General features: G+C 68.8%; 18 protein-coding genes. 15 read left to right on the top strand and 3 right to left on the bottom strand.

The window, feature by feature from the left end:
- Positions 1–41 precede the first annotated feature (41 nt).
- The 3 genes from ACWEV3_RS23785 to ACWEV3_RS23775 all read left to right on the top strand — a co-directional run bounded on the left by ACWEV3_RS23785 (position 42) and on the right by ACWEV3_RS23775 (position 3,481).
- Positions 42–1,304, top strand: a complete 1,263-nt coding sequence (locus ACWEV3_RS23785) for a nucleotide sugar dehydrogenase (RefSeq protein WP_452616030.1) — start codon at positions 42–44, stop codon at positions 1,302–1,304.
- Between the two features lie 199 nt (positions 1,305–1,503).
- Positions 1,504–1,986 carry a cytidine deaminase family protein gene (locus ACWEV3_RS23780; protein ID WP_452616029.1) on the top strand — a complete coding sequence of 161 codons (483 nt, stop codon included), beginning with the start codon at positions 1,504–1,506 and terminating at the stop codon, positions 1,984–1,986.
- 592 nt (positions 1,987–2,578) lie between these two features.
- Positions 2,579–3,481 carry a S1 family peptidase gene (locus tag ACWEV3_RS23775; protein ID WP_452616028.1) on the top strand — a complete coding sequence of 301 codons (903 nt, stop codon included), beginning with the start codon at positions 2,579–2,581 and terminating at the stop codon, positions 3,479–3,481.
- 298 nt (positions 3,482–3,779) lie between these two features.
- Here ACWEV3_RS23775 and ACWEV3_RS23770 read toward each other — a convergent pair whose 3' ends face one another.
- A complete protein-coding gene (locus tag ACWEV3_RS23770; RefSeq protein ID WP_452616027.1) occupies positions 3,780–4,829 on the bottom strand; it encodes a LacI family DNA-binding transcriptional regulator in 1,050 nt (349 codons plus the stop codon).
- A gap of 134 nt (positions 4,830–4,963) precedes the next feature.
- Between ACWEV3_RS23770 and ACWEV3_RS23765 the strand changes: the two genes are divergently transcribed.
- From ACWEV3_RS23765 to ACWEV3_RS23735, 7 genes are all read left to right on the top strand, one after another.
- Entirely contained in the window at positions 4,964–6,241 is a 1,278-nt protein-coding gene (locus ACWEV3_RS23765) for a M20 family metallo-hydrolase (protein ID WP_452616026.1), read from the top strand.
- Between the two features lie 563 nt (positions 6,242–6,804).
- Positions 6,805–7,821 (top strand): ABC transporter permease, encoded by a 1,017-nt coding sequence (locus ACWEV3_RS23760; protein ID WP_452616025.1) that lies wholly within the window; start codon positions 6,805–6,807, stop codon positions 7,819–7,821.
- Positions 7,822–7,856: 35 nt separating this feature from the next.
- Entirely contained in the window at positions 7,857–9,575 is a 1,719-nt protein-coding gene (locus tag ACWEV3_RS23755) for an ABC transporter substrate-binding protein (protein WP_452616024.1), read from the top strand.
- A 59-nt stretch (positions 9,576–9,634) separates the two neighbouring features.
- Positions 9,635–10,636, top strand: a complete 1,002-nt coding sequence (locus ACWEV3_RS23750; RefSeq protein WP_452616023.1) for an ABC transporter permease — start codon at positions 9,635–9,637, stop codon at positions 10,634–10,636.
- Positions 10,636–11,649: an ABC transporter ATP-binding protein gene (locus ACWEV3_RS23745; protein ID WP_452616022.1), complete on the top strand. Its 1,014-nt coding sequence runs from the start codon at positions 10,636–10,638 to the stop codon at positions 11,647–11,649. Before ACWEV3_RS23750 ends, ACWEV3_RS23745 begins: the two co-directional genes overlap by 1 nt.
- On the top strand, positions 11,646–12,647 hold the full coding sequence (locus ACWEV3_RS23740; protein ID WP_452616021.1) for an ABC transporter ATP-binding protein: 1,002 nt from the start codon (positions 11,646–11,648) through the stop codon (positions 12,645–12,647). Before ACWEV3_RS23745 ends, ACWEV3_RS23740 begins: the two co-directional genes overlap by 4 nt.
- 53 nt (positions 12,648–12,700) lie before the next feature.
- The gene (locus ACWEV3_RS23735) at positions 12,701–13,912 is read left to right on the top strand and encodes an amidohydrolase (protein WP_452616020.1); all 1,212 of its coding nucleotides are present in this window, start codon (positions 12,701–12,703) and stop codon (positions 13,910–13,912) included.
- Between the two features lie 76 nt (positions 13,913–13,988).
- On the opposite strand, the gene ACWEV3_RS23730 is transcribed toward ACWEV3_RS23735, so the two are convergent.
- Entirely contained in the window at positions 13,989–14,444 is a 456-nt protein-coding gene (locus ACWEV3_RS23730) for a MarR family winged helix-turn-helix transcriptional regulator (RefSeq protein ID WP_452616019.1), read from the bottom strand.
- A gap of 77 nt (positions 14,445–14,521) precedes the next feature.
- Between ACWEV3_RS23730 and ACWEV3_RS23725 the strand changes: the two genes are divergently transcribed.
- The 5 genes from ACWEV3_RS23725 to ACWEV3_RS23705 all read left to right on the top strand — a co-directional run bounded on the left by ACWEV3_RS23725 (position 14,522) and on the right by ACWEV3_RS23705 (position 21,471).
- Positions 14,522–14,929, top strand: a complete 408-nt coding sequence (locus ACWEV3_RS23725; RefSeq protein ID WP_452616018.1) for a VOC family protein — start codon at positions 14,522–14,524, stop codon at positions 14,927–14,929.
- Positions 14,930–15,183: 254 nt separating this feature from the next.
- Positions 15,184–17,787, top strand: a complete 2,604-nt coding sequence (locus ACWEV3_RS23720; protein ID WP_452616043.1) for a heavy metal translocating P-type ATPase — start codon at positions 15,184–15,186, stop codon at positions 17,785–17,787.
- Positions 17,768–18,361, top strand: coding sequence for a DUF4142 domain-containing protein (locus ACWEV3_RS23715; RefSeq protein WP_452616017.1), 594 nt, complete (start codon positions 17,768–17,770; stop codon positions 18,359–18,361). The genes ACWEV3_RS23720 and ACWEV3_RS23715 overlap by 20 nt, the downstream gene beginning before the upstream one ends.
- A gap of 17 nt (positions 18,362–18,378) precedes the next feature.
- Positions 18,379–18,981 (top strand): class F sortase, encoded by a 603-nt coding sequence (locus tag ACWEV3_RS23710; RefSeq protein ID WP_452616016.1) that lies wholly within the window; start codon positions 18,379–18,381, stop codon positions 18,979–18,981.
- 72 nt (positions 18,982–19,053) lie between these two features.
- Positions 19,054–21,471 carry a hypothetical protein gene (locus tag ACWEV3_RS23705; protein ID WP_452616015.1) on the top strand — a complete coding sequence of 806 codons (2,418 nt, stop codon included), beginning with the start codon at positions 19,054–19,056 and terminating at the stop codon, positions 21,469–21,471.
- A 70-nt stretch (positions 21,472–21,541) separates the two neighbouring features.
- Here the strand turns inward: ACWEV3_RS23705 and ACWEV3_RS23700 are convergent, their stop codons facing one another.
- A complete protein-coding gene (locus ACWEV3_RS23700) occupies positions 21,542–23,560 on the bottom strand; it encodes a transglycosylase domain-containing protein (protein WP_452616014.1) in 2,019 nt (672 codons plus the stop codon).
- Between the last annotated feature and the right edge of the window lie 51 nt (positions 23,561–23,611).

The raw sequence follows: 23,611 nt of genomic DNA, 5'->3' as shown, positions 1-23,611 counted from the left end.
GGACGAACGCAGCCGGGAGAAGCCCGGGGGAGGTGATCGGAATGCCCGGTGCACGAGTGGTCATCGTGGGCCAGGGCTACGTGGGCCTTCCCGTCGCCATGCGCGCCTGCGAGGCCGGATTCGACGTCGTCGGTCTTGACGTCGACGAGGACCGCATCGATCTGCTCCAGAGGGGCAAGTCCTTCATCGACGACGTGGACGACGAGCGACTCGCGGCCGCGCTGGCGACGGGCCGGTACCTACCGACCACCGAGCACGCGGAATTGCGCGGTTTCGACTTCGCTTCGGTCTGCGTTCCCACCCCACTGCACGACGGCGCACCGGACCTGCGCTACATCGAAGATGCCGCCCGTGCGTTGTCCACGCACATCTCGCCCGGCTGCTGCGTGGTGCTCGAGTCCACCACCTATCCCGGGACCACGGAGGAGATCTTCGTACCGATCCTGGAGTCCGGTTCAGGACTGCGAGCAGGGGCCGACTTCTACGTCGGTTACAGCCCGGAACGCATCGACCCGAGCAACCCGACCTGGAAGTTCCACAACACGCCCAAGATCGTGTCCGGTGTGGACCCGGGATCGCTGCGCGTCGTCCGCGACTTCTACGACCAGCTGGTGGAAGTGACCGTTCCGGTGCCGGGAACTCGGGAGGCGGAACTGGCAAAACTCCTGGAGAACACCTTCCGGCACATCAACATCGCGTTGGTCAACGAACTCGCGGTGTTCTCGCACGGACTCGGGGTGGACGTGTGGTCGGTCCTCGATGCGGCGGCCAGCAAACCGTTCGGGTTCATGCGATTCTCACCCGGCCCCGGCGTCGGCGGGCACTGCCTGCCGATCGACGCCTCGTACCTGTCTTGGCAGGTGCGACGTTCCCTCGGACAGGAGTTCCGATTGGTCGACGTCGCCAACGACGTCAACAAGCACATGCCCGACTACGTCGTCGCACGTGCCGCGGAACACCTGAACCGGCGCCGCAAACCCGTGAACAGCAGCGACATCCTGCTGATCGGGCTGACCTACAAGGCGAACTCCGGCGACGCGCGCAACTCCCCGTCGATGGCCGTGGCCGAGCGCCTCGACCGGCTCGGCGCCGACCTGCGCGCGGTCGACCCCCTCATCGACCCGGACGAAGTCCCGCCCCACGTGCGGATGGTGGGGTTCGATGCCGACCAGATCTCCCAGTCCGACCTGATCATCGTGCTGGCCGACCACGACATGCTCGACTGGGCGCTGCTTGAGCGCTACGCCGACCGCGTGCTGGACACCCGCAACCGGCTCCGCTCACCGCAGGTGGAGCGCTTTTGACGTACTTCGTGCAGGTCGCGGGGTCGGCGTCCGAGGGAGCGCCGACCCCACGACCTTCTTCCTTCCTGTCGTGCGACCAACTGAGCGACTATTCCTGCTAGTGCCGACGTGACTGGTCTTCGACAGGACCGCGATTTTCGCTTGCGGCCGGCTACGCCCTTGACGAAGGTGGTGTCCGGACCGTCAGGAGGAAGTCAGCATGTACGTACCGCCTTCGGCGCGACCGCTCAACGCGGAGGAAGGCGAACTGGTCGAGCTCGCCCGCCGAACGATCGACGCCAACGCGGATTCCGGTCCTGACGAGGACGGCATCCACACGATGGGCGCCGCTGTGCTGGCGGCCGATTCCCGCATGTTCAGCGGCGTGAACCTCTTCCACTTCACCGGCGGCCCGTGCGCCGAGCTGGTCGCACTCGGTGCGGCCCGGGCCCAGGGCGCGCGGCAGATGAAGTGCATCGTCGCGGTCGGCAGCGACGGGCGCGGTGTCACGGGCCCGTGCGGGCGTGACCGGCAGGTGTTCGCGGACTACTACCCGATGATGCGTGTCGTCGTGCCCACTCCGGACGGGTTGCGCTCCGTAGTGGCAGCCGATCTGCTGCCGCTGTTCCAGAGGTGGACCCCGGAAGCCGGCACGGCCGCCTTCGACGCGTCGAGCTACAACGATCCCGAGCGCCGAACCTGACGTCACCACCGGGGTGGCCGCACCGCTTCGCATTCGGCCTTGTCCGCCGGTCGACTGCACGAGCCGATGGTGGCCGCCCGGCGTCGGACACGACACCACCGCGTTGCGGACCCGCACCGAGATCCTTCGGCGTCCACGTCGAGGCGACGGTGTTCCCGGGAGGGCTGGCGGGTCGGGATCGCTCGCCGACCGCGGTCAGGGCTTGCGCGGGTCGCACGGCGTTGTACCCGACCTGCTGCGCTTCCCGGCGGGCCGACTGGGCTGCCCCGGGCTGTGGGCGTTGAAGAGAACTTCCGGCTCGCAGTGGGACCGGAATGCGGTCCGCGGGTCGGTCGCGAGCCCCATCCGTGGCCATCGGTCTCGTGAAGCCGTCAGGGCGCATGCGGCGCCGCATTCACATGAGGCACTGCATTCAACGGGTGTCCCTTTGTACTCTCGATAGCCGGGTGAGCACCCGCGGTGAATCCCCCATTCGGGTTAACGCGATTAGTCGTCGTGACAGGCAGTATCGCCCGGAAATTGCACACGAACCCCCAGCTCCTGGCGTTGTTCATCCCCCGGGACGCCAGCTGGGGACGGGAGGAGAGAGAACATGCCCCGAGGTTCTCTGGTCCGAGGCGTTCTTGCGGTCGCCGTGACGATCCTGGCCAGCCTGGCGCTTGCGGCGACGACCGCCGCGGCTGCGCCCTTCGTCATCGGCGGTGGCCAAGCGACTCAGACCTACGGCTTCATGGCGTCCATGCAGTCCACCGACGGCAAGCACCACTGCGGCGCCTCGCTGATCGACAAGGAGTGGCTGGTCACCGCCGCGCATTGCGTGGACGGGCAGCAGCCCGGCAACGTCCAGTACCGGATCGGGACGACCGACCGCACCAGCGGTGGCGAGGTGGTCAAGCCGGACAAGTTCGTGGCCCACCCCAAGTCGAAGCAGAAGCAGGGCGGCAGCGACGTCTCCGCCGGCTACGACGTGGCCCTGGTCCACCTGTCGAACCCGGTGCAGGAGCAGCCGATCAAGATCGCTACCACCGCACCGGAGTCCGGCACCGCGCTGCAGCTGCTCGGTTGGGGCCAGACGTGCGGGACGCCCAAGTGCGGCGAGCCGCCGGTGAAGTTGAAGGAGCTGGACACCAAGACGCTCGCCCCGGCGAACTGCAGCAGCTCGCAGGACGGATTCGATTCGGCACGGGAGCTGTGCATCGACAATCAGGAGGGCAAGGTGAACGCCTGCTACGGCGACTCCGGTGGCCCGGCCGTGGTGCAGGACGGCAGCGAATTCGAACTGGTCGGAGCGACCAGCCGCGGCATGGCCGAGAATTGCGCGGAGAAGCCGGGCATCTACAGCAACGTCGTGGCGCACGCCGACTGGATCAACCAGACCATGAGTTCTGGCGGTTCCGACGGTTCGTCCGAGGTGCCCGGCAAGTCCTCCGGCGGAGGCTCCGACACGCCTTCTGGCAAGCCGTCGTTCCCGCCGGGGACGACGCGCCACCGGTGAACCCATCGCCTGCGGCGGACACCCTCGCCATCCCGCGGCTGCCGTGCCACCGAGGCACGGCAGCCGCGGGACGGCAGCCGTCTCCGCGCGCCGCTGAACGACGCCCAGGTGCACCGATTCGGCCTGGAGCTTCCCGGTTCTAGCTGGTCCGTCTCTTGTGGACCGTCTGGGGAAAACCTTCACAGGTTCAAGAACCCCCACCGGATTCGCGGAATGTCGCACGCCGGCAGGGGATTCGCCCGGATCGGCCCGGTTCTCGTGAAGCTGCGGCGAGTCGCGCTGATCTGCGAACCTGTGCTCAGCCCTGGTTGGTGGAGGCTCTGATCACCAGGGTCGGTGGGAGGCGCACGGATTCCGGTGTCTCCCCGGCCATGGCTCGTGCGAGCATGTCGACCGCGGCCTTGCCCATCTGCTTCACGGGAGTCCGCACCGAGGTCAGCGGGATGGGCAGTTCGGCGGCCAGCGGGGTGTCGTGGTAGCCGGCGACCGCCAGGTCTTCGCCGGCGCGGATGCCGTGGTCGCGCAGGGCCCCGATCGCGCCGATCGCGGCGAAATCGTTGACGGCGAAGATCGCGTCCGGCGTCGGGCCGTGGGCGAGCAGTTCATCGGCGCCCTGGTGGCCCTCCTCGACATCGAGTCCCGCCTGGACGATCCGGTTCCCGGGCACCTCGATGCCCTCTTCGCGGTAGCGGTCGACGAATCCGGCCGTGCGGTCGCGGGCCGTGCTCGCGAACTTCGGCCCGGCCAGGACCGCAGCGCGTTCGAAGCCGCGATCCAGGAAGTGCTCCGCGACCAGCCGGCCACCCAGGTAGTCGTCGCAGGTCGCGGCCGGGAAGCTGCCCGACCACCTGTTGACCAGCACGAACGGGACGCCTCGATCGGCGAATTCGGTCAGGAACGCGCTGTCGAGGTGGGCGTCGCCGAAGATCATCCCGTCAACGCGGCGGGCGAGCATCACCTCGGCCGCGGTCCGCTGCCGCTGCGCGAGGTCGTCGGTGTTGGTCACGAACGTCGACAGGCCGACATCTGCTGCGGCGGCGTGGATCCCCTCGTAGACCATGGCGAGCACGAGGTCCGACAGACGTGGCACGAGCACGCCGATCAAGCCGCTTCGCCGGGTGCGCAAGCTGGCCGCGTGCGGATTGGGCCGGTAGTCGAGCTCCTCGGCGATCTGGCGGATCCGCTCGGCGAGTTCGGGTGAGGCTGCCGCGCGCCGCTCCTGCGCAGTTCCGTTGAGCACGCGGGAGACCGTCGAGGAGTGGCTTCCGACGGCCTCTGCGATGGCGCGCAAGGTCGCGGGGCGGCGCGGCTTGGACGGCGCTCCGCGAGGGGCGTCTTGCGTCGACATCGGAGGAACTCTACCCAGCCCCTTGACGCCTGGTGGATAAGACCACCATAGTCACCCAAACGTTTGGGGCAAACGTTTGGGTGACCGGTCGGCGATGAGCGCGTTCTGCCCGGACGCGCACCGGAGGTGATCGAGTGAACGTCGAACTGCTGGCGCCCGACCGCGAGCGGCTGTGGTCCGATCTGCACGATCTCGCGCGGCTGAGCGAACCGGATTCGGAAGGCTGGACGCGCCGGGTCTTCAGCGAGCCGTACCGGGCGGCCCGGCATTGGGTGCGCAGCCGGATGCGCGATGCCGGGCTGGAGGTCTCCGTCGACCCCGCGGGCAACATCGTCGGTCGGCTTCCGGGCCGGCACGGTGGCGCTCCGCTGGTCACCGGCTCGCACACGGACACCGTCCAGGGAGGCGGGCGGTTCGACGGGATCGTGGGAGTGCTCGGCGGCATCGAGGTCGCGCGGCGGCTGCGGGAAACGGGGACCCGGCTCGATCACGATCTCCTCGTCGTCGACTTCCTCGGCGAGGAGTCCAACCCCTACAGCGGTAGCTGCCTCGGCAGCCAGGCGGCGACCGGGGTGCTCACGGCGGAGAACCTGGACCGGGTGGACGCGGCCGGCAACCGGCTCGGCGACGTGGCGACGGCCTTCGGGCTGGACCCCGGCGGGATGCTCACACCCACCTGGGCGACGAGGCCGCTGCACGGCTACCTCGAACTGCACATCGAGCAGGGGCCGACGCTGGAACAACGGGGCATCGGCATCGGGATCGTCACCGCGATCGTCGGCATCGAGCGCTTTCTCGCCACCTTCACCGGCCGGTCCGATCACGCGGGGACCAGGCGGATGGACGATCGGCGGGACGCGTTGGTCGCGGCCGCCAGGACGGTGCTGACCGTCGAGCGCGAGGGATGCGCTGGGCCCGGCAATGCGGTCGCCACCTGCGGTGACCTGCGGGTCGAACCGGGTGCGGAGAACGTGGTCCCGGGCCGGACGCGCCTGGCGGCCGAGTTCCGCAGCGAGGACCAGGTCTGGCTGTCCGGTGTTCGTCGGCGGATCGTCGAGGAGATCGCTCGGGAAAGCGCCGAGAACGGTGTCGAAGTGCTGATCGACTGGACCGTGGACAACCCGGTCGTCCCGACGAATCCGTCCGTGCAGAACCTGACGTCGGCCGCCGCCGGTGAACTCGGCCTCTCGTGGATGGCGACGCCGAGCGGGGCCGGCCACGATGCCGCGCATCTGGCCGCGCGCTGCCCGGCAGGGATGATCTTCGTGCCGTCCCGCGACGGTCGCAGCCACTGCCCCGAGGAATGGACCGACTCCGGCCAGATCGCCACTGGCGTGCACCTGCTGGCGGCCGGCCTGGTCCGGATGGATCGAGAGTCCGTTGTGGACAACGACTTCGGGGGCGGCCGGTGAAGGACCGGGAGTCTGCCGGCAGCGACATCCGCTGAGCGTTGCCGGTAGGCGAAACCGCGCCGCCAGGAGGCGTGCAGGTACGGCGGCCGTGATCGGGTGTGACCCCTGGTCATTCGCCGAGGGCATCGACGAGCCGCACCTGGCATTCATCGGCAGGTGGCCGGTGACGTCGTGCCGGGCGGGCTCATCCAACGCGTACTCGCGCGCCGCGCCCCGTCGCATCCGCTGCGGTCTTCATCGACGCTGATTTTGGGTATACCATCTGGCGCGATCGAACGGTCAGGGCTTCTGCTCGGCTGATCCGCCGGGGCTGGGTAGCGCGATCCTGCGGTGTGCAAATCGCCTCGGTATAGGCACATCGCTACTTCTGGTCGTCTGCTTGGCGGGTGGGCCCGGTGTCGGCGCGTTCAGACGGGTCAAACATTTGGTATACAGATTGCGATCCTTGATGTACCGTCGCTTCACCTCACACCCCTGAGCACCGAAGGATCGACGTGCCGGATCCGCATGAGTCGCCGAGTCGAACGCGCCGCGCCAGCCCATCGGAGCCCGTCGATGGGCAGGTGTCCACCCTGCCTTCACCGGAATCCGCGGCTGCGAAGGCCGAGCGCGGGCTCGCCGCGGAGATCGCCACCGCGCGGTCGCTGCTGGGCACGGCGTGGCTTCGGATCCGGCGCAGCCGGATCGCCATCGCCTCGCTGGTCGTGGTGGTCCTGATGGTGCTGTTCGCGGCCCTGGCCCCGGTGTTGGTGGCCATCGAGGGCTCGGATCCGTTCACCACCCGGATCGGGCCGGACTTCCTGGACGACTTCTACGCGCCGGGCTTGCCGCTGTCGTACTACCGCTACCCGTCCGGTGAGCATTGGCTCGGTCTTGAGCCGGGACTCGGTCGCGACATCTTCGCGAGAATGGCCTACGGCGCAAGGATCTCACTGACCATCGCACTGCTGTCCACAGTGGTGTCCGTGGTGCTGGGCACCGTGCTCGGCGCTGCCGCCGGATACTTCGGCGGCAAGGTCGACATGGTGATCAGCCGCGTGATGGATCTGTTCCTGGCGTTCCCGCACCTGCTGCTGGTGCTGTCGCTGACCCCGATCATGCAGTCCCGGCTGCAGGGCACCGCCCTCGATTCGGGCAGCCTGGTGCCGATCGCCTCGTTGGTGATCATCCTCGGTTTCTTCGGCTGGGCGTACCTGGCCAGGGTCGTGCGCGGCCAGGTGCTCTCGATCCGGGAGCAGGAATTCGTCGAGGCCGCACAGGCTTACGGGGCCTCTCACCGGAGCATCATCTTCCGGCAGATCATCCCGAACGTCATGGGGGTCGTGCTGGTCTACGCGACCATGATGATCCCCACCAACATCACCGCGGAGGCGGCCCTCTCGTTCCTCGGCGTCGGGGTCAAGGACCCCACGCCGTCGTGGGGTCAGATGCTCAACGCGGCCCAGGCGGGGAACTGGTACCTGTCCGACCCGTGGTTCCTGGCGGTCCCGGCCGGCGCCCTGGTGATCACCGTGCTGGCGTTCAACCTGCTCGGCGATGCGGTCCGGGATGCGTTGGACCCCAAGTCCTCCCGAAGCTGATCCACCCCTTCCTTTCCCATCCGCGAGGAGATGCAGTGAAACGAAGCACCACGGTGGCGCTCGCCCTGACGATGACCACCGGGCTGGTCCTGACCGCGTGCGGCGGTGAGAAGCCCGCCCCGGGTTCCGACTCGGGCTCGACGGCCGACGCCTTCAAACCGGTGAAGATCGGGGAGGGCTACACCACCAAGGGCGGGAACATCAACGTCCTGATGTCCTCGGACTTCCAGACGCTGGACCCCGGCAACAGCAACTACGTGCAGACCGCCAACGTGGGGCAGCTGTACTACCGCACGCTGACCATGGCCAAGGAGACGGCCGGCCGGCCGCCCACCATCGTGCCGGATCTGGCCACCGACCTGGGCACGCCCTCCGCCGACGGCCTCACCTGGACCTACACCCTGAAGAAGGGGCTGAAGTTCGAGGACGGCACGCCGATCACCAGCAAGGACATCAAGTACGGGGTCGAGCGCACCTACGCCCGCGACGTCTACACCCAGGCGCCGCAGGAACTGAACTCCGCCCTGGCCGACGACGGGTACAAGGGTCCGTACACCGGCGGCGACTTCAAGGCGATCGAAACCCCGGACGACAGCACCGTCGTCTTCCACCTCAAGCAGCCGTTCGCCGAGTTCCCCGCCCTGGTTTCGCGGTCGAACACGGCGCCGGTGCCGCGGGCCGAGGACAGCAAGCTCGACTACACCGCGCACCCGGTCTCGTCGGGCCCGTACAAGATCGAGTCCTACGACCGCGGCCGGTCGATGAAGCTGGTCCGCAACGAGCAGTGGGACCCGGCCACCGATCCGAACCGGCCCGCCCTGCCGGACACGTTCACCTTCACCCTGTCCACCGCGCAGGCCACCATCAGCCAGCAGCTGATCGCCGACTCGGATCCGACGGCGATCACGCTGGACAGCAACGGTGGCCTGCAGGCGTCCGACGCGGCCAAGCTCAACGAGCCCGAGATCAAGGCGCGCACCGCGGCGGGGTTGCTGGGTTGCACGGACGTGCTCGACTTCAACACCGAGACGATCAAGGATCCTCAGGTGCGCAAGGCGATCGCGCTGTCCATCGACCGGAACGCGATCCAGTTGCAGTACGGCGGCGCGCGGTTCGGCAAGGTGACCCAGTCGTACATCAACGAGGCTCAGCGCGGGTACGTCGAGCAGCACACCGACCTGGACCCGGCGGGCAAGCCGAAGCTGGACGAGGCCAAGAAGCTGTTGGAAGGCAAGGACTTCCCCAAGACCTTGGTGTACGGCTACGCGGACACCAACACCCGGTACAAGAACGTCGGCACCGTGCTGCAGCAGGACCTCAAGGCCCTCGGCATCGACGTTCAGCTGCGTCCGATCCCGGCCGCCAACTACTACACCGTGCTGGCCGGTGACCAGATGCCCGACATCGCCCGGAGCGGCTGGTGCGGTGGCGCGGACAGCGGTTCGGTGCGCACCACCATCGACCCGAACGTGGGGCCGAGCGTGGACGGCAAGACCTACGGCTTCTCCAACATCCCGCGGTACTACGACCCGAAGATCTCCGGCGAGATGTACCAGCTCCGCGGCGCCAACGGGTCGAGCGAGGAACTGGGAAGGCAGTGGGCGACCCTGTTCGACCAGGTCATGCAGTCCTATCCGCTGGTTCCGCTGGTGCGCACGTTCACCAACAGCGTGGTCGGTTCCAAGGTCCGCAACGCGCAGGTGGGCTACTTCTTCGGCTCCATCGACCTGTCGATCGTCGGCGTCGAGCGGTGACGGTCGGGGAACGAGAGAGGTAGAACGGTGAGTCCATCCCGAGCTGGCAGGTTGCGCCCATGACCAGGTTCGTACTGCGGCGGTTCGTCGCGATGATCGTGCTGCTGCTCGTCATCAGCTTCGTGACGTTCAGCTTGTTCCAGCTCGGTCCGGCGGACCCGGCCGCGGCGGCGTGCGGGCAGGAGTGCACTCCGCAACGCATCGCCGAGGCCCGCGTCGCGCTCGGGATGGACAAGCCGTTCCTCAGCCAGTACTTCGCCTACATGTCCGGGCTGCTGGGCGACCGCACGGTAGGAGCGCCCGGCTCCGGGACCCTGTGCTCCTGGCCGTGCCTGGGGAAGTCGTTCCAGACCAACGAGGACGTCACCACGATCATCGGGCGGGCCCTGCCGTACACGGTGTCGGTGGGCGTCGGTGCGATCGTGCTGTGGACCATCGCCGGCGTCGGGCTGGGCCTGCTGGCGGCGCTGCGCAAGGGCCGGCTCACCGACAAGTTGATCGTCGGCGCCGCCTCGATCGGGGTGTCCCTGCCCATTCCGGTGACCGGTCTGCTGCTGCTGTTGTTGTTCGTCAGCACGCTGGACCTGTTGCCGTTCACCACCAATGAGATCGTCTCGCCGTTCGGCGCCGCGGGTCCGGGCGGCTGGTTCCTGAACTACCTGCTGCCCTGGGTGGCGCTGGAGGTGCTGTTCAGCGCGCAGTACATCCGGGTCACCCGCAGCAACATGCTGGAGACCTTCGGCGAGGACTTCATGCGAACCGCGCGCTCGAAGGGCATGCCCCGGCGGCGCGTCGTGTTCAAGCACGGTGTGCGGGCCGGGATCACGCCGGTGGTCACCATGCTCGGGATGGACATCGGCGTCCTGCTGGGCGGTGCCGTGCTCACCGAGCAGATCTTCTCGGTGCCGGGCGTCGGATTCACCGCGGTGCACGCCGCGCAGTCCGGCGACCTGCCGGTCACCATGGCCATCACCATGATGGCCGCGTTCTTCATCATCGTCGCCAACGTCCTGGTCGACGTCGCCTACGCGGTGATCGACCCACGAGTGAGGGTCGCCTGATGACCACGCCTGAAGCCGCGCCCATGCTGGCCATCCGCGACCTGAGGGTGAGCTTCCCGACCGACGACGGCGTGGTGCACGCGGTCAACGGGATGGACCTGACCCTGGCGCGCGGGGAAACCGTCGGCATCGTCGGCGAATCCGGTTCCGGCAAGACCGTCACGACCCAGGCGCTGATGGGGCTGCTCAAGGACACCTCGGCCACGGTCACCGGTCAGATCCTCCTGGACGGGCAGGACCTCAACGCGCTCACCGAGGCCCAGATGCGCGTCCACCGGGGCAAGAAGATCGCGATGATCTTCCAGGACCCGCTGTCGGCGATGCACCCGTTCTACCCGGTCGGGGTGCAGATCGCCGAGGCCTACCGGGTGCACAACGAGGTGTCCAAGAAGGCCGCGGCGGCGGTCGCCGTCGACATGCTCGGCCGGGTCGGGATTCCCGACCCGCGGCGCCGGTACTCGGCATACCCGCACGAGTTCTCCGGCGGCATGCGGCAGCGCGCGATGATCGCCATGGCGCTGGTCTGCGAGCCCGAGCTGCTGATCGCCGACGAACCCACCACCGCGCTGGACGTCACCGTGCAGGCCCAGATCCTCGATCTGCTCAACGAGTTGCAGGCCGAGACGGGGACCTCGGTGATCATGGTGACCCACGACCTCGGAGTGGTCGCCGAGGTCTGCCACCGGGTCGTGGTGATGTACGGCGGGATGCACGTCGAGCAGGCGACGGTCGCCGACCTCTTCAGCGACCCGCGACATCCCTACACCCGGGGACTGCTGGCCTCGATGCCATCGCTGGCGGGGGAGTCCGAGCGGCTCACCCCGATTCCGGGCTTTCCGCCGTCGTTGTCGGCGCTGCCCGAGGGCTGCCTGTTCGCCGACCGCTGCCCGAAGGCGCACCTGGTGCCGGACAACGCCTGCGGTACCCGCCCGCCGACGCTGATCGGCCCCGACGGGCACCCGTCGCGGTGCCATCTGGAGACGCTGCCCCCGGCCGGAGAGGTGGTCCGATGACGCCGCTGCTGCAGGTCACCGACCTGACCAAGCACTTCCCGATCCGCTCCGGCGTCTTCTCCTCCGCCGGCGGCGTGATCAAAGCCGTCGACGGGGTCAGCTTCTCGATCGACGCCGGGCAGACCCTCGGGCTGGTGGGGGAGTCCGGTTGCGGCAAGTCGACCACCGGCCGACTGCTCATGCGGTTGCTGACCGCCACTTCCGGGAGCATCCGGCTCGACGGCCAGGAGATCGCCGAACTCCGCCGGTCGGACCTGCAGGAGTACCGGCGCCGGGTGCAGATGGTGTTCCAGAACCCCTCGTCCTCGCTCAACCCGCGCCAGTCCGTGGGCAGTGCGATCGCCGCGCCGCTGCTGGCCCAACGGGTCACACCGACCGGCGGCGTCAAGGCCAGGGTGCGGGACCTGATGGACCGGGTGGGGCTGCGTCCCGACCACTACAACCGCTTCCCGCACGAGTTCTCGGGCGGCCAGAAGCAGCGCGTGGGCATCGCCCGGGCGCTCGCCCTGGACCCGCAGCTGATCATCTGCGACGAACCGGTGTCCGCGCTGGACGTCTCGGTGCAGGCGCAGGTGATCAACCTGCTGGAGGACATCCAGCGGGACACCGGGGTGGCGTACCTCTTCATCGCGCACGACCTGTCCGTGGTCAAGCACTTCGCCGACCGCGTCGCGGTGATGTACCTGGGAAAGATCATGGAGTACGGGGACAGCGCAGGCGTTTTCGGCGCTCCGCAACATCCCTACACCCAGGCGCTGTTGTCCGCCGTCCCGCAACCGGACCCGGCGGCGGATCGGAGCGGGCGGATCCGGCTGTCCGGCGATCTGCCCAGCCCGGCCGACCCGCCGCGCGGCTGCGTGTTCCAGTCCCGGTGCCCGGCGCATCCGCTGCTGGACCCGCAACGCCGGCAGTTGTGCACCGACAGCGTGCCGAGCGGCGACATCGCCTGCCATCACACCGATGCCGCAGGAGAGGCACTGGCCGCCGTGCCCCGGTGAGCCGATCCACGTCCTGCTGAACATCCGTACCGCGCAACAGAAAGGTGACGACCGTGTTGATCCGCGACATCCGCCCGTGGGGTGGCGAGCGCAGCGATGTCGAGCTGGCCGGCGATCGCATTGCGGGGATCCGTCGGCACGATCCGGCCGCGCAGCCGGCCGGCGAGGTGGTCGAGGGCCGTGGCCGGCTGTTGCTGCCGTCGTTCAGCGACGTGCACGTGCACCTGGACTCGACGCGGATCGGCCTCCCGTTCCGGCCGCACACGGGCGGTCCGGGAGTGTGGACGATGATGCTCAACGACCGGCAGAACTGGCGCACCGCGGAGGTTCCCCTCCAGGAGCGGGTGGCCGGCACGCTGGAGCGGATGATCGCCCGCGGCACCACGCGGGTGCGGTCGTACGCCCAGGTGGATGTGGACTGCAAGCTGGAGAAGTTCGATGCCGTGGTGGCCGCGAAGGAGAAGTTCGCCGGTCAGGCCGATGTTCAGATCATGACGTTCCCGCAGGCAGGCATCCTCCGCGAGGAGGGCACCGCCGACTACCTGGAGGCCTCGCTGAAGGCCGGAGCCGACGTGATCGGCGGCATCGACCCCTGCAGCCTCGACCGGGATCCCAAGGGGCACTTGGACGTCGTGTTCGGGCTGGCCGAGAAGTACCAGGTGGAGGTGGACATCCACCTGCACGAGCCGGGGCATCTCGGGGTGTTCTCCACCGATCTCGTGCTCGAACGCACCCGGGCGCTGGGCATGCAGGGCAAGGTCACGATGTCCCACGCCTACGAGCTGGGCTCGGTCTCCGAATCGGTGAGCCGCCGCATCATCGACGACTTCGCCGAGCTGGACATCGCGATGGCCACCGTGGCACCGGCGGACCGGAACCAGCTGTCCCTGGAGGCGTTGACGGAGGCGGGCGTCCGGGTGGGCCTGGGCGAGGACGGCCAGCGCGACTACTGGAGCCCCTACGGCAACTGCGACATGCTCGACCGCACCTGGCAACTGGCCTTCACCAACAAGTTCCGCCGCGATGACCTGATCGAGATGTCGCTCGCGGTCGCGACCATCGGCGGGGCCTCGATCATGAGCCACGACGTCGCCCGGCTCGCCGGGGTCGCCGACCGGCCCGGTCTCGCCGTCGGCGACCGCGCCGACCTGGTGCTGGTCGACGGCGAGACGCCGACCAGCGCCGTGATGGACCGCGGCACCGACCGCACCGTCCTGCACGACGGTGTGGTCGTAGCCGACCAACTGGCCCTGGTACGCCGCTGAGCCCCTTGCCGTGAGCCGGAACGGAGGGGCAGGCCGGCGATTTCCGCGCGCCGTTGCGGGAAGTGATCGCGGCTTTCTAGCCGTCGGCGTCCGCCAGCCCTTCGTGGACGCGTAGCAGCAATCCTTGGAGCAATTGGCGTTCCTTCGCGTCCAGCGGCTGGAGCACCTCGTCCTGGACGGCTCGTGCCTCGGCCTCCAGGTCCGCCAGGAGGGCCCGCCCGGCGGGGGTGAGGGAGACGGAGACCCGCCGCCGGTCCGCCGTGTCGCGCGCCCGGTCGACGTACCCGGCGGCGGCCAACTGGTCGACCACCTTGGCCATGTCGCTCGGGTCCACGCCCAGCCGGACGACCAGGTCGCGCTGGGCGTGCGGCCCGAAGTCGGCCAGCGCGGCGAGGGCCGCCATGTCCCACAGTCGCAGGCCGCGCTCGGCCAGCCGCTCGGCCAGCAGGCCGCGGGCGGTCTTGCCGACCCGGGAGAGCAGGTAGGTGCTGAGATCCAGCAGGGTCGGCGGAGTGGATCGATCGGCGGGCATGGTGCGAGTCTAAGGTGTTTACCTATAGTGGGTGCGAACCCACTAATTTGTCGGCCGCCGACCCGAGGAGTCCTGCTGTGGATGCCCTCTACACCCGCCTGCTCGTCACCCGCTTCGCCGAGTGCTTCCGCTTCTACGCGGCGATCCTGCCGCCGCTGGCCGGCGCAAGCCTCGTCAAGGGAGCACCGGAAGGCCCCTACGCCAACTGGGACGTCGACGACGAGGCCGTCCTGGTGCTGTTCGACCGCGGCGCGATGGCCGCGACCATTGGTACCGGGGCGCTTCCCGCGCGACCCGGCCCGGCGCAGGACACCGCGATGCTCGTCTTCCGGGTGGACGACGTGGACAAGCGGCTGGCCCTCTGCCTGGAGCACGGTGGCCGCCTCGTCGTCGGCCCGACCGACCGGCCGGAGTGGGGCCCGAACCTGCGCAGCGCCCACCTGCGCGACCCCGACGGCCACCTGATCGAGCTCCAGTCCTACTAGGGTCGGGCCCTTGGCCACTGGTCGAATACCGGATATCAACCTCGTTCGGTCACGGTGAGCCGGCGAGATCGAAGTGGGCGTGCGGTTCTTCCTCCAGCCATGGATGAACTCGGAACTGGTTTTGCGGGGCGTTCCCGATCGGCGGGAACTTTTCGCCGCCGGTGCGCGACCACCTGTTCAGCGCCGTGTTCGACCGGCGTACTCGATCGAGCCCATCGCGACTCGGTGTGCAGGAACAACACCGTTCAGGGGCTATGTCCGAAAGGGTTCGCTCTTCCGTGAAGTTATCGACCTCCGACAGCACCGGCGTCGGACGGCGCGTGGAGCTGTCGGTGAGCGGCATGACGTGTGCCGCTTGCTCCGCGCGCATCGAACGCAAGCTGAACAAGCTCGACGGTGTGCATGCCACCGTGAACTACGCCGCCGGGCGCGCGAGCGTGACGGCGACGTCGTTGGTGGACGATGCGCTGCTGGTGGACACCGTGGAGAAAGCCGGGTACCAGGCCGAGGTGCTCGCTCCGGCGAGCGAGGCGGAACCTGATGACCGGGCACGCGATCTCTGGCGCCGCATGGTGGTCTCGATCGCGCTGTTCGTGCCCATTTGCGACCTGTCGCTGCTGTTCATGTTCCTGCCCCAGGCGCGGTTCACCGGTTGGCAGTGGCTGCTCCTCGTGCTGGCCCTGCCCGTCGTCGGGTGGGCGGCTTGGCCGCTGCACCGCGCGGCCCTGATCAACGCGCGGCACCGGGCGTCCTCGATGGACACCCTCGTGTCGCTCGGGATCACGGCGGCGACGGGCTGGTCGTTGTACGCCATGTTCTTCCAGACCGGGAGCGCCGACGATGCGGCGGGGTGGCGGCTCCTGCTGCGGCCGGAAGGGGCGATCTACCTGGAGGTGGCGGCCGGGGTCGCGGCGTTCGTGCTGGCCGGTCGCTACGTCGAGGCCAGGGCGCACCGCAACGCAGGTGACGCGCTGCGCGAGCTCGCCGCGCTCGGTGCCAAGGCCGTGACCGTGCTGCTCGACGACGGCTCGCAGCGTCAGGTTCCCGTCCATGAACTGGGCGTCGGACAGCGGTTCCTCGTGCGGGCGGGGGAGACGATCGGCACCGATGGTCGCGTGGTCGATGGCCAGGCCGCGGTCGACTGCAGCGCGATGACCGGTGAGTCGGTTCCGGTCGAGGTCATCGCGAACGACGAGGTCGTCGGGGGCACGGTCGTGCTGAACGGCTGGCTGGTCGTCGAAGCGACCAGGGTCGGTCAGGACACCCAGTTGTCGGCGATGGTGCGGATGGTCGAGGAGGCGCAGTCGGGCAAGGCCGCGGTGCAGCGGCTCGCCGACCGCATCTCCGCCTACTTCGTGCCCGCCGTGCTGGTGGCGGCGGCGGGCACGTTGCTCGGATGGCTGCTCGTGGTGGGATCGCCGCAGGAAGCGTTCAACGCGGCGCTGGCCGTGCTGGTCATCGCCTGCCCGTGTGCGCTGGGACTGGCGACACCGACGGCTCTCGTGGTGGCGTCAGGCCGCGCGGCGCAACTGGGGATCTTCATCAAGGGCTACCGGTCGCTGGAGTCCACACAGGACATCGACACCGTGGTTCTGGACAAGACCGGTACCGTCACCGACGGCCGGATGACCGTGGTCGAGGTGAGCTGCGTCCCCGACGTCGACGTGCGTCGCGTGCTGCGCCTCGCCGGCGCAGTGGAGGACGTCTCCGAACACGCGGTCGCTGCGGCGGTCAGCTCCTACGCGCGCGCGGAGCTGGAGGCTCTGCCGCAGGTCGAGCGGTTCACAGGCATGCCGGGACTGGGGGCGACCGGAATGGTCGAGGGCCACGACGTGCTCGTGGGACGCGCCAAGCTCTGCCACGAGCGTGGTCTGGTGCTGCCGGAGGATCTCGACCGCACGCGCCGGAAATGGGAGCAGCAGGGCAACACGACGGTCGTCGTCGGTTGCGACGGGAGCGCGGTGGCCGTGATCGCGGTGGCGGACCGGGTCAAACCGTCGGCTGCGGCGGCTGTGGCCGAACTGCATCGAATCGGCCTGCGCACGGTGATGCTCACCGGCGACAACGACGCCACCGCGCGGAAAGTCGCCGAGGAAGTGGGCATCGGCGAGGTGATCGCCGAGGTCCTGCCGGACGAGAAGGTCGAAGTCGTGCGGCGCCTGCAGTCCGGGGGACGTGCGGTCGCGGTCGTCGGTGATGGTGTGAACGACGCACCCGCACTGGCATGCGCCGATCTCGGGCTCGCCATCGGTTCGGGCACCCACGTCGCGATCAACGCCGCCGACATCGTCCTGGTCCGAGAGGACCTCGCCGCCGTCCCGGATTCGATCAGGCTGGCTCGCCGCACGCTCCGCACGATTCGCGGCAACCTGGTCTGGGCGTTCGGCTACAACGTCGCCGCCCTTCCGCTTGCGGCGCTGGGCCTGCTCAATCCGCTCATCGCCGCGGCCGCGATGGCTCTGTCCTCGGTGCTCGTCGTGTCGAACAGCCAACGACTGCGCCGCTTCTCCGGTAGCACGGCCCACCGCGCTACCGGCGGCGTAGCTCCACTCGTTTCAGGGGCTGCAGAGCCTGTTTCCGGACTTGTTCAGCGTGGCGGAACCTCAAGCGCCTTCTCGTTGTGGGATCCCCGACTCATGGTGCACCGGAGTTTCTGCTGCGGCGTGTGGGGTACTCCCCGCACGGAAATGGTTCTTGACCGGGGGGATGGTGACCAGGATGAGGAAGTGCGCTGCGGCAGCGTTCGGTGGTGCGGCCTTGGTGGCGGCGTTGGCCGTGCCCGGCGTTGCGGCGCACGCGGCTTCGCCGTCGACGAACCCGGCGCAGTCGTCCGGCATCGTGGCCGCCGAACTGGCTGAACAGGACAAGTCCTTCATGACGCAGGTTGCGCAGGTGAATCTGGCGGAGATCACCATAGGCAAGCTGGCGCTGCAGAAGGCCACCACGCCGCAGGTGCGGTCGCTGGCGCAGGAAACGCTCACCGACCACCAGAACGCGCAGAGCAAACTCGAACAGCTGGCCGGTCAGAAGGGCGTGACACTGCCGTCTTCGCCGAACGAGGGACAGCAGAACATCGGGAAGCAGTTGGAGAGCGCGTCCGGCGCTATGTTCGACACCACCTATCTGCAGGCGCAGATCTCCGGACACCAGGAGGCGAGCACGCAAACGCGTGCCGAAATCGACTCCGGCCGGGATGCTGACGTGCAGGCTTACGCGAAGGACTTCCTCCCGGCGGTGCTCAAGCACCTGAATCATGCCCAGGCGGATGCGAAGGCCCTCGGAATTGCGCCGAAGGGGGCCAACACGGGTTCCGGCGGGCTGGCGGAGCGAGTGCAGTCCCATGCTGCCGACATCGGCCTGGTGGCGGGAGGTCTGGCGATTTCCGCGGGTGCCGGCGTGGTGCTGCTGCGTCGGCGCCGGCAGCTCGGGTGAGCTCATGGCGACGCCGGGTGCCTGAGGCTCTGCTGGCGCTCGGTCTGGTGATCGCGGCGGCGGGACTCGGCCATGTTCTGGCCGGCGGTCCCACCCTGCCGCATGTCGGAACCGTCCCGCCCGCCCATGCGGGACCTGCTCCTGCTGCGGAGCGGGAAGCGCTGGAGTCGGCGTCACCGAGCGAGGTGCCGCAGCGGGTGCGGTTGCCGACGATGGCTGTCGACGCACCGGTGCAGCCGGTGCTGCCCGGGCCGGATCAGCAGCTGGGCGTACCCGAATCACCCAGCGTGGTCGGCTGGTGGAGCGCCGGCGCCGCACCAGGGGCTCGGCGCGGCACAGTCGTGCTGGCCGGGCACGTCGACACCCGCAGCGCCGGCCCGGGTGCTTTGTTCCGGGTGGCTGATCTCCAGCCCGGCGACCCCCTTGAGGTCACCTCCGCGCACAGCACGCACCGGTACCGGATCGCGGCAGTGCGCAGCTACCCGAAGGCATCCCTGCCTGCGGACGTGTTCGACCGCACCGGCCATCCCCGGCTGGTGCTGATCACTTGCGGAGGCCCCTTCAACGACAGCACGCACGAATACGATCACAACATCGTCGCCTACGCCGTCCCGACGTAGGCGCATGGCATTCCCATGCCATCCACACAGTCGGCGGCTGTTCTGCCCGGGCTGGGGTGGTAGATCAAAGCCATGGGGGATGTCCACAACCAGTTCGCGGGGCACGCGACCTACGTGGTGCAGGCCGGGGAGATCATCGGCGACATCGTGTTTCCGGCGGTCACGGATTCGGCTCTGGCCACGGCGGCGAGGGGGCTTGCCGAGATCGTGCACGCGCAGTGGCGGGACGAGGCCGTGGCGCGAGGTCTGGCGGGCGCGGGAAAACTGCCCGTGCAATGGGTGGCGGACTGGTCGGTGGCCGACCACCGGGAGAACGTGGGATCCGGGCCGGCCGGTGGGCTGGCCGAGCTGACGGAGGCGTTCCGCGCGATGCCCGAGCAGCGGCTGGCGATCATCGGCGGGCCGGGCTCGGGCAAGACGTCGCTGGCGATCCTGTTGGCGCTGGAGCTGCTGCGCGATCGCGCGGCGGACCAGCCGGTACCGGTGATCCTGTTGGCGTCGTCGTGGAATCCGGTGAAGGAGCACTTCGACGTCTGGTTGGGGCGCCGCATCAAGGAGGAGTACCTGGGGCAGGGCGAGGATCTGAGCCGCGACCGGATCCGGGAGCTGGTGCGCGACCGCAGGATCCTTCCGGTTCTGGACGGCCTCGACGAGATGCCGGAGTTCCTGCTCGAAGAAGCGCTGGCCAAGCTGAACAGGGCGCTGGGCGACGGCTCGCCGGTGATCCTCACGTGCCGGGCCGCGGAATACGCCGAGGCGATCGCTGACAAGAGCGTGCTCGGCGGCGCCGCCGTGATCCGCGCACAGCCAGTGGATGCGCAGACGGCGGCAGGCTATCTGCGCAGGACCTCCCAGCCGCGGCAGCTGGAACGGTGGGAGCCGGTGCTGTCCGAGCTCACCACGAATCCCGGCGGACCGGTCGCCAAGGCGTTCGCGTCGCCGCTGATGCTGTGGCTCGCGCGCACCGTCTACGGCAGCAAAGCGAACGATCCCACCGCATTGCTCGACAGGAAGCGCTTTCCCGCCGCGTTGGCGATCGACCGGCATCTGCTCGACGCCTTGGTGCCGGCGGTCTTCCCGACTGGGCCGAGGTCGCCCGATCAGCCGAAACCCATTCGGGATTGGGGGCCGCAGCGGGCCCAGCGGTGGCTGGCGTTCCTGGCCGCGCACGTGACGCGCTTGCACAGCAGGGAAATCAAGTGGTGGCGGCTGAGCCGGGCGAATCCGGTACCGCTCATCGAGGTACCCGCTCTGATCGCGAGCTATTTCGGCCTGGTCCAGGCGATGGACCTCCTCGTCGATTGGTATCCCACGCCGAACGCATTCCAGTCGTTCGAGATCGCTCTCGGCTCGGACGTCGCGTTGAAAACCGCGCTCGCCGGCGGGGTGGTCATCGGCTTGCTCCGGTTGTGGAAGAGCGAGTTGCCGCGGAGACCGAGGCTGAAGGGGCGGCTGGTCGGCACGATCACGACGCTCGTGATCGTGCTCGTGCTCGTGCCGTTCTTGCCCAGCGGCGCAGACATCTTGTTCTTGGGCGTCGGCGTCACAGCAATCCTGATCCTCGGATTCAGCGCGCCGATGCAGTCCGCCCAAGTGCTGGGGCCCCGTGCGTTGCTCCGCGGTGAGCAGGCGTGCACCGCACTGACAGCGGCACTGGTCAGCCCCGCGGTCGGAGCGACGGTGGCCTGGCTGCTGCCGACGTCGGGCTGGGCGGCGGCGTCCGGGATCTGGGTGATCGGCGGGCTGGCGTCCGCGGTCGTGGTGGTCGTGCTGAGCCCGTGGTGCCAATGGCTGCTGGCGAAGGCGGTGTTGGCGGGGATGGGCCGATTGCCCTGGTCGGTCCTGACCTTCCTCGAAGATGCCCACCGCGCCGGGGTGTTGCGCCGGGTCGGTGGCGTGTACCAGTTCCGGCACTCCCATCTGCAGGCCCGGCTCGCGTCGGCGTGGACCGGGAAGGACGTCGTACAGGTCGCGGGCCGGTACGAGGCGGACGAACTGCGGATCCACAGCCGCGGCGAAACCGGGTTCAAGCCGCAGGTGGTCGTGGTGCTGCTGCCCGTCATGGCGGTGGTCTTCATCGTCCAGTCCGGGAGCAGCTTGACGGACATCCAGGCGTGGCTGAACATGGGCGCATTCCTGGGCGGGCCCATGCTGGTCGTCTGGGCCCTGCTCCGCCTCCTGAGCCGGAAGATCGAGCTGCATCTGACCAGTGAGGTCATCGAGGCGACGGTCGGCCGCCGGACGCTCACCTTCCCGTGGGACGAGGTCGCGGAAGTCGCCGTGCGCAAGTTCGAACCGCCGTTCGGCAAGAGCGAAGAGTTCATGCTGCACGTGCGCCCGGCGCCCGAGGCCGAGCTCGCCGCGTGGGTACGGGTCAACTCCGCCGGATGGATCGCGATGTACCACTTGCCGGCCGACGGCTCCGTGCCCGCTCAGCTCGAGCAGGCGCTCGTCCGCTTCGCAGGAGAGCGCTGGAAGCCGTTCAACTGATCCGGTCCTTTCCCCGGACGAGCGGCCCCGGCTTCGCTCGACCCGTCGCAGCGGGTCGAGCGGACAAGTGTCAACGTGGCCTCGCTGTCGGCGTGGTGGTCGCCACCACCGCCGCGCCCGGGGGCGGTGGGAGCGGGTTGGGGTCGCGGTAGGCCCCGATTGGGATGAACGGCATGAACGCCTCGGCTGGCCTGGGCTCCAGGTATGCCTTCATGAACTGCTGCCAGATCCGGTTCGGGTAGGTCTCGCCCATCATCGAGCCGCGGGACCCCACCACCGGCTGCGGTCGGCCCTGCTCGTCGCTGGCGCTGACCGACACCGCGACGGCGATCTGCGGCGTGAAGCCCGCCGTCCACGCCGTCAGGGTCTTGTCCGGAGAACCGCCGAACTGGGCGATGCCGCTGTTCCCCGCGACCGGCCGCTCGGTGGTGAGCCCGCCGGTGGCCGGATCGTTGAGGAGCGTCGAAGGGTACGACCACCGCATGGATTCCGTGACGTTCCCGGCGATGTCCCTGCTCTCCGAGTGGTTGTCGGAGAAGGCGCTCTCCGGCTCGGTCGCGAAGTCGGCCAACTCGTTCCCGTTGCTGTCCAAGACCTTCTGCAAGAAGTGCGGCTGCGAACGCATGCCGCCGGCCAGCGTCGCGTACCCGCGCGCGATGTCCACCGTGCTCACCGGGTAGTCGCCCATCGCGATGCGGATCCCCACCTCCCCGTCGCGCTCCTGCATCGACGGGTTCCCCCCGGCGGTCGGGGAGATTCCCGCACGCAGGGCGGCATCACGCACCTTCCCGGGACCGAACTTCAGAGTCATGTTCAGGAAGGCGGTCTCGACCGACTCCGACATCGCCCCACGGACGCTGCAGGTCGAGGGGTCGGAGCAGGATCCGGTGTTCCGGTACGTGGCCCCGTTGATCTCCTGCGGTGATCGCCCGTTGTAGACCTCGCCGAGGCCGTAGCCCTGCATCAACCCCGCGGCCACGACGAACGGCTGGATCGTCGTGCCCGGCGGCTGCACGGCCTTGGCCCAGTCGAAGCCGCCGATCTGGCGGTCTCCGCTGTGGTAGGCGCGAATCGCGCCGGTGCCGGGCTCGATCGCCACCAGCGCGGCCCGGATGTTCTGCGGCTGATTCGCGGTCTCCGCGGCCATCGCGGACTCGGCCACGCGCTGCGCGTCGCGGTCGATCGTGGTGATGACCGTGCTTCCGCTCTGATGCAGTTGCTGGGCGCTGAATCCGGCTTGCTCCAGCTCTTGCAGCACCCGTTCCCGGACGTGGAACAGCGGACCGGACATCTCCTCGCCCCGCCACGCGAACCGCTCCCGGGTCTCCGGCATCCGCATCGCGGCCCGCTGCCCGGGGTCGACCATCCCGTTGGCAAGCATCTGGTCGGCCACGTAGGTCCAGCGCCAGTTCGCCTGATCCGCGTCCACCCGCGGGTCGTTCTCGTTCGGCTTCTGCACCATGCCGGCCAGCAGCGCCGCTTCGGACGCGTTCAGATCGCGCGGCAGCTTGCCGAAGTAGGCGTTGGCGGCGGCGTGGACGCCCCAGGCACCGCGCCCGTAGTACGCCGTGTTGAGGTAGGCCTTGAAGATCTCGTCCTTGGGCTGTTCGTTGGTCATCTTGAACGCCAGCACGATCTCCTTGAACTTGCGGGCGTAGCTGTGCTCGTCGTCGCCGGTGGCCAGCTTCACGTACTGCTGCGTCAACGTCGAACCGCCCCCGGCAGTGCCCGTGATCTGCGCGAACACGGCACGCGCGATGCCGAAGAAGTCGAACCCACCGTTGGTGTAGAAGGAAGCGTCCTCGGCGGCGAGGGTGGCCTGTCGCATCGGCCCGGAAATTTCCGCCAGGTCCCGGATCATGATCCGGTTACCGCTCTCCGGCACGATCCGCATCATCTCGGAGCCGTCGGCGTACTTGAGCACGATCGACTGCTGCGTGCCGGCGGCGACCTGCTGCGGGTCCGGCACGTCCCAAGCCGCGTACCCGATGCCGAAAGCACCTACCACGGCGAGGACGAAGCCGCCGATGACGGACAAGCCGATCCGCCGAGCGCGCCGCCAGCGCCTGCCGACCTTGGGAAGAACCACGGTGGGCTCGTCGTGCACAGGTCCCGCCCTTCGGAGTCAAGGAGCTACCAG

It is taken from the genome of Saccharopolyspora sp. NPDC003752 (assembly GCF_053605825.1).
Note: the sequence above shows the minus strand (reverse complement) of the source record. Positions and strands in the feature narration are given on the sequence as shown.

What these genes read in the sequence shown, in the direction of transcription:
- ACWEV3_RS23785 (WP_452616030.1), top strand. Translation starts at nt 42, where the DNA reads ATGCCCGGTGCACGAGTGGTCATCGTGGGCCAGGGCTACGTGGGCCTT.
- ACWEV3_RS23780 (WP_452616029.1), top strand. Translation starts at nt 1,504, where the DNA reads ATGTACGTACCGCCTTCGGCGCGACCGCTCAACGCGGAGGAAGGCGAA.
- ACWEV3_RS23775 (WP_452616028.1), top strand. Translation starts at nt 2,579, where the DNA reads ATGCCCCGAGGTTCTCTGGTCCGAGGCGTTCTTGCGGTCGCCGTGACG.
- ACWEV3_RS23770 (WP_452616027.1), bottom strand. Translation starts at nt 4,829, where the DNA reads ATGTCGACGCAAGACGCCCCTCGCGGAGCGCCGTCCAAGCCGCGCCGC.
- ACWEV3_RS23750 (WP_452616023.1), top strand. Translation starts at nt 9,635, where the DNA reads ATGACCAGGTTCGTACTGCGGCGGTTCGTCGCGATGATCGTGCTGCTG.
- ACWEV3_RS23745 (WP_452616022.1), top strand. Translation starts at nt 10,636, where the DNA reads ATGACCACGCCTGAAGCCGCGCCCATGCTGGCCATCCGCGACCTGAGG.
- ACWEV3_RS23740 (WP_452616021.1), top strand. Translation starts at nt 11,646, where the DNA reads ATGACGCCGCTGCTGCAGGTCACCGACCTGACCAAGCACTTCCCGATC.
- ACWEV3_RS23730 (WP_452616019.1), bottom strand. Translation starts at nt 14,444, where the DNA reads ATGCCCGCCGATCGATCCACTCCGCCGACCCTGCTGGATCTCAGCACC.
- ACWEV3_RS23720 (WP_452616043.1), top strand. Translation starts at nt 15,184, where the DNA reads ATGTCCGAAAGGGTTCGCTCTTCCGTGAAGTTATCGACCTCCGACAGC.
- ACWEV3_RS23705 (WP_452616015.1), top strand. Translation starts at nt 19,054, where the DNA reads ATGGGGGATGTCCACAACCAGTTCGCGGGGCACGCGACCTACGTGGTG.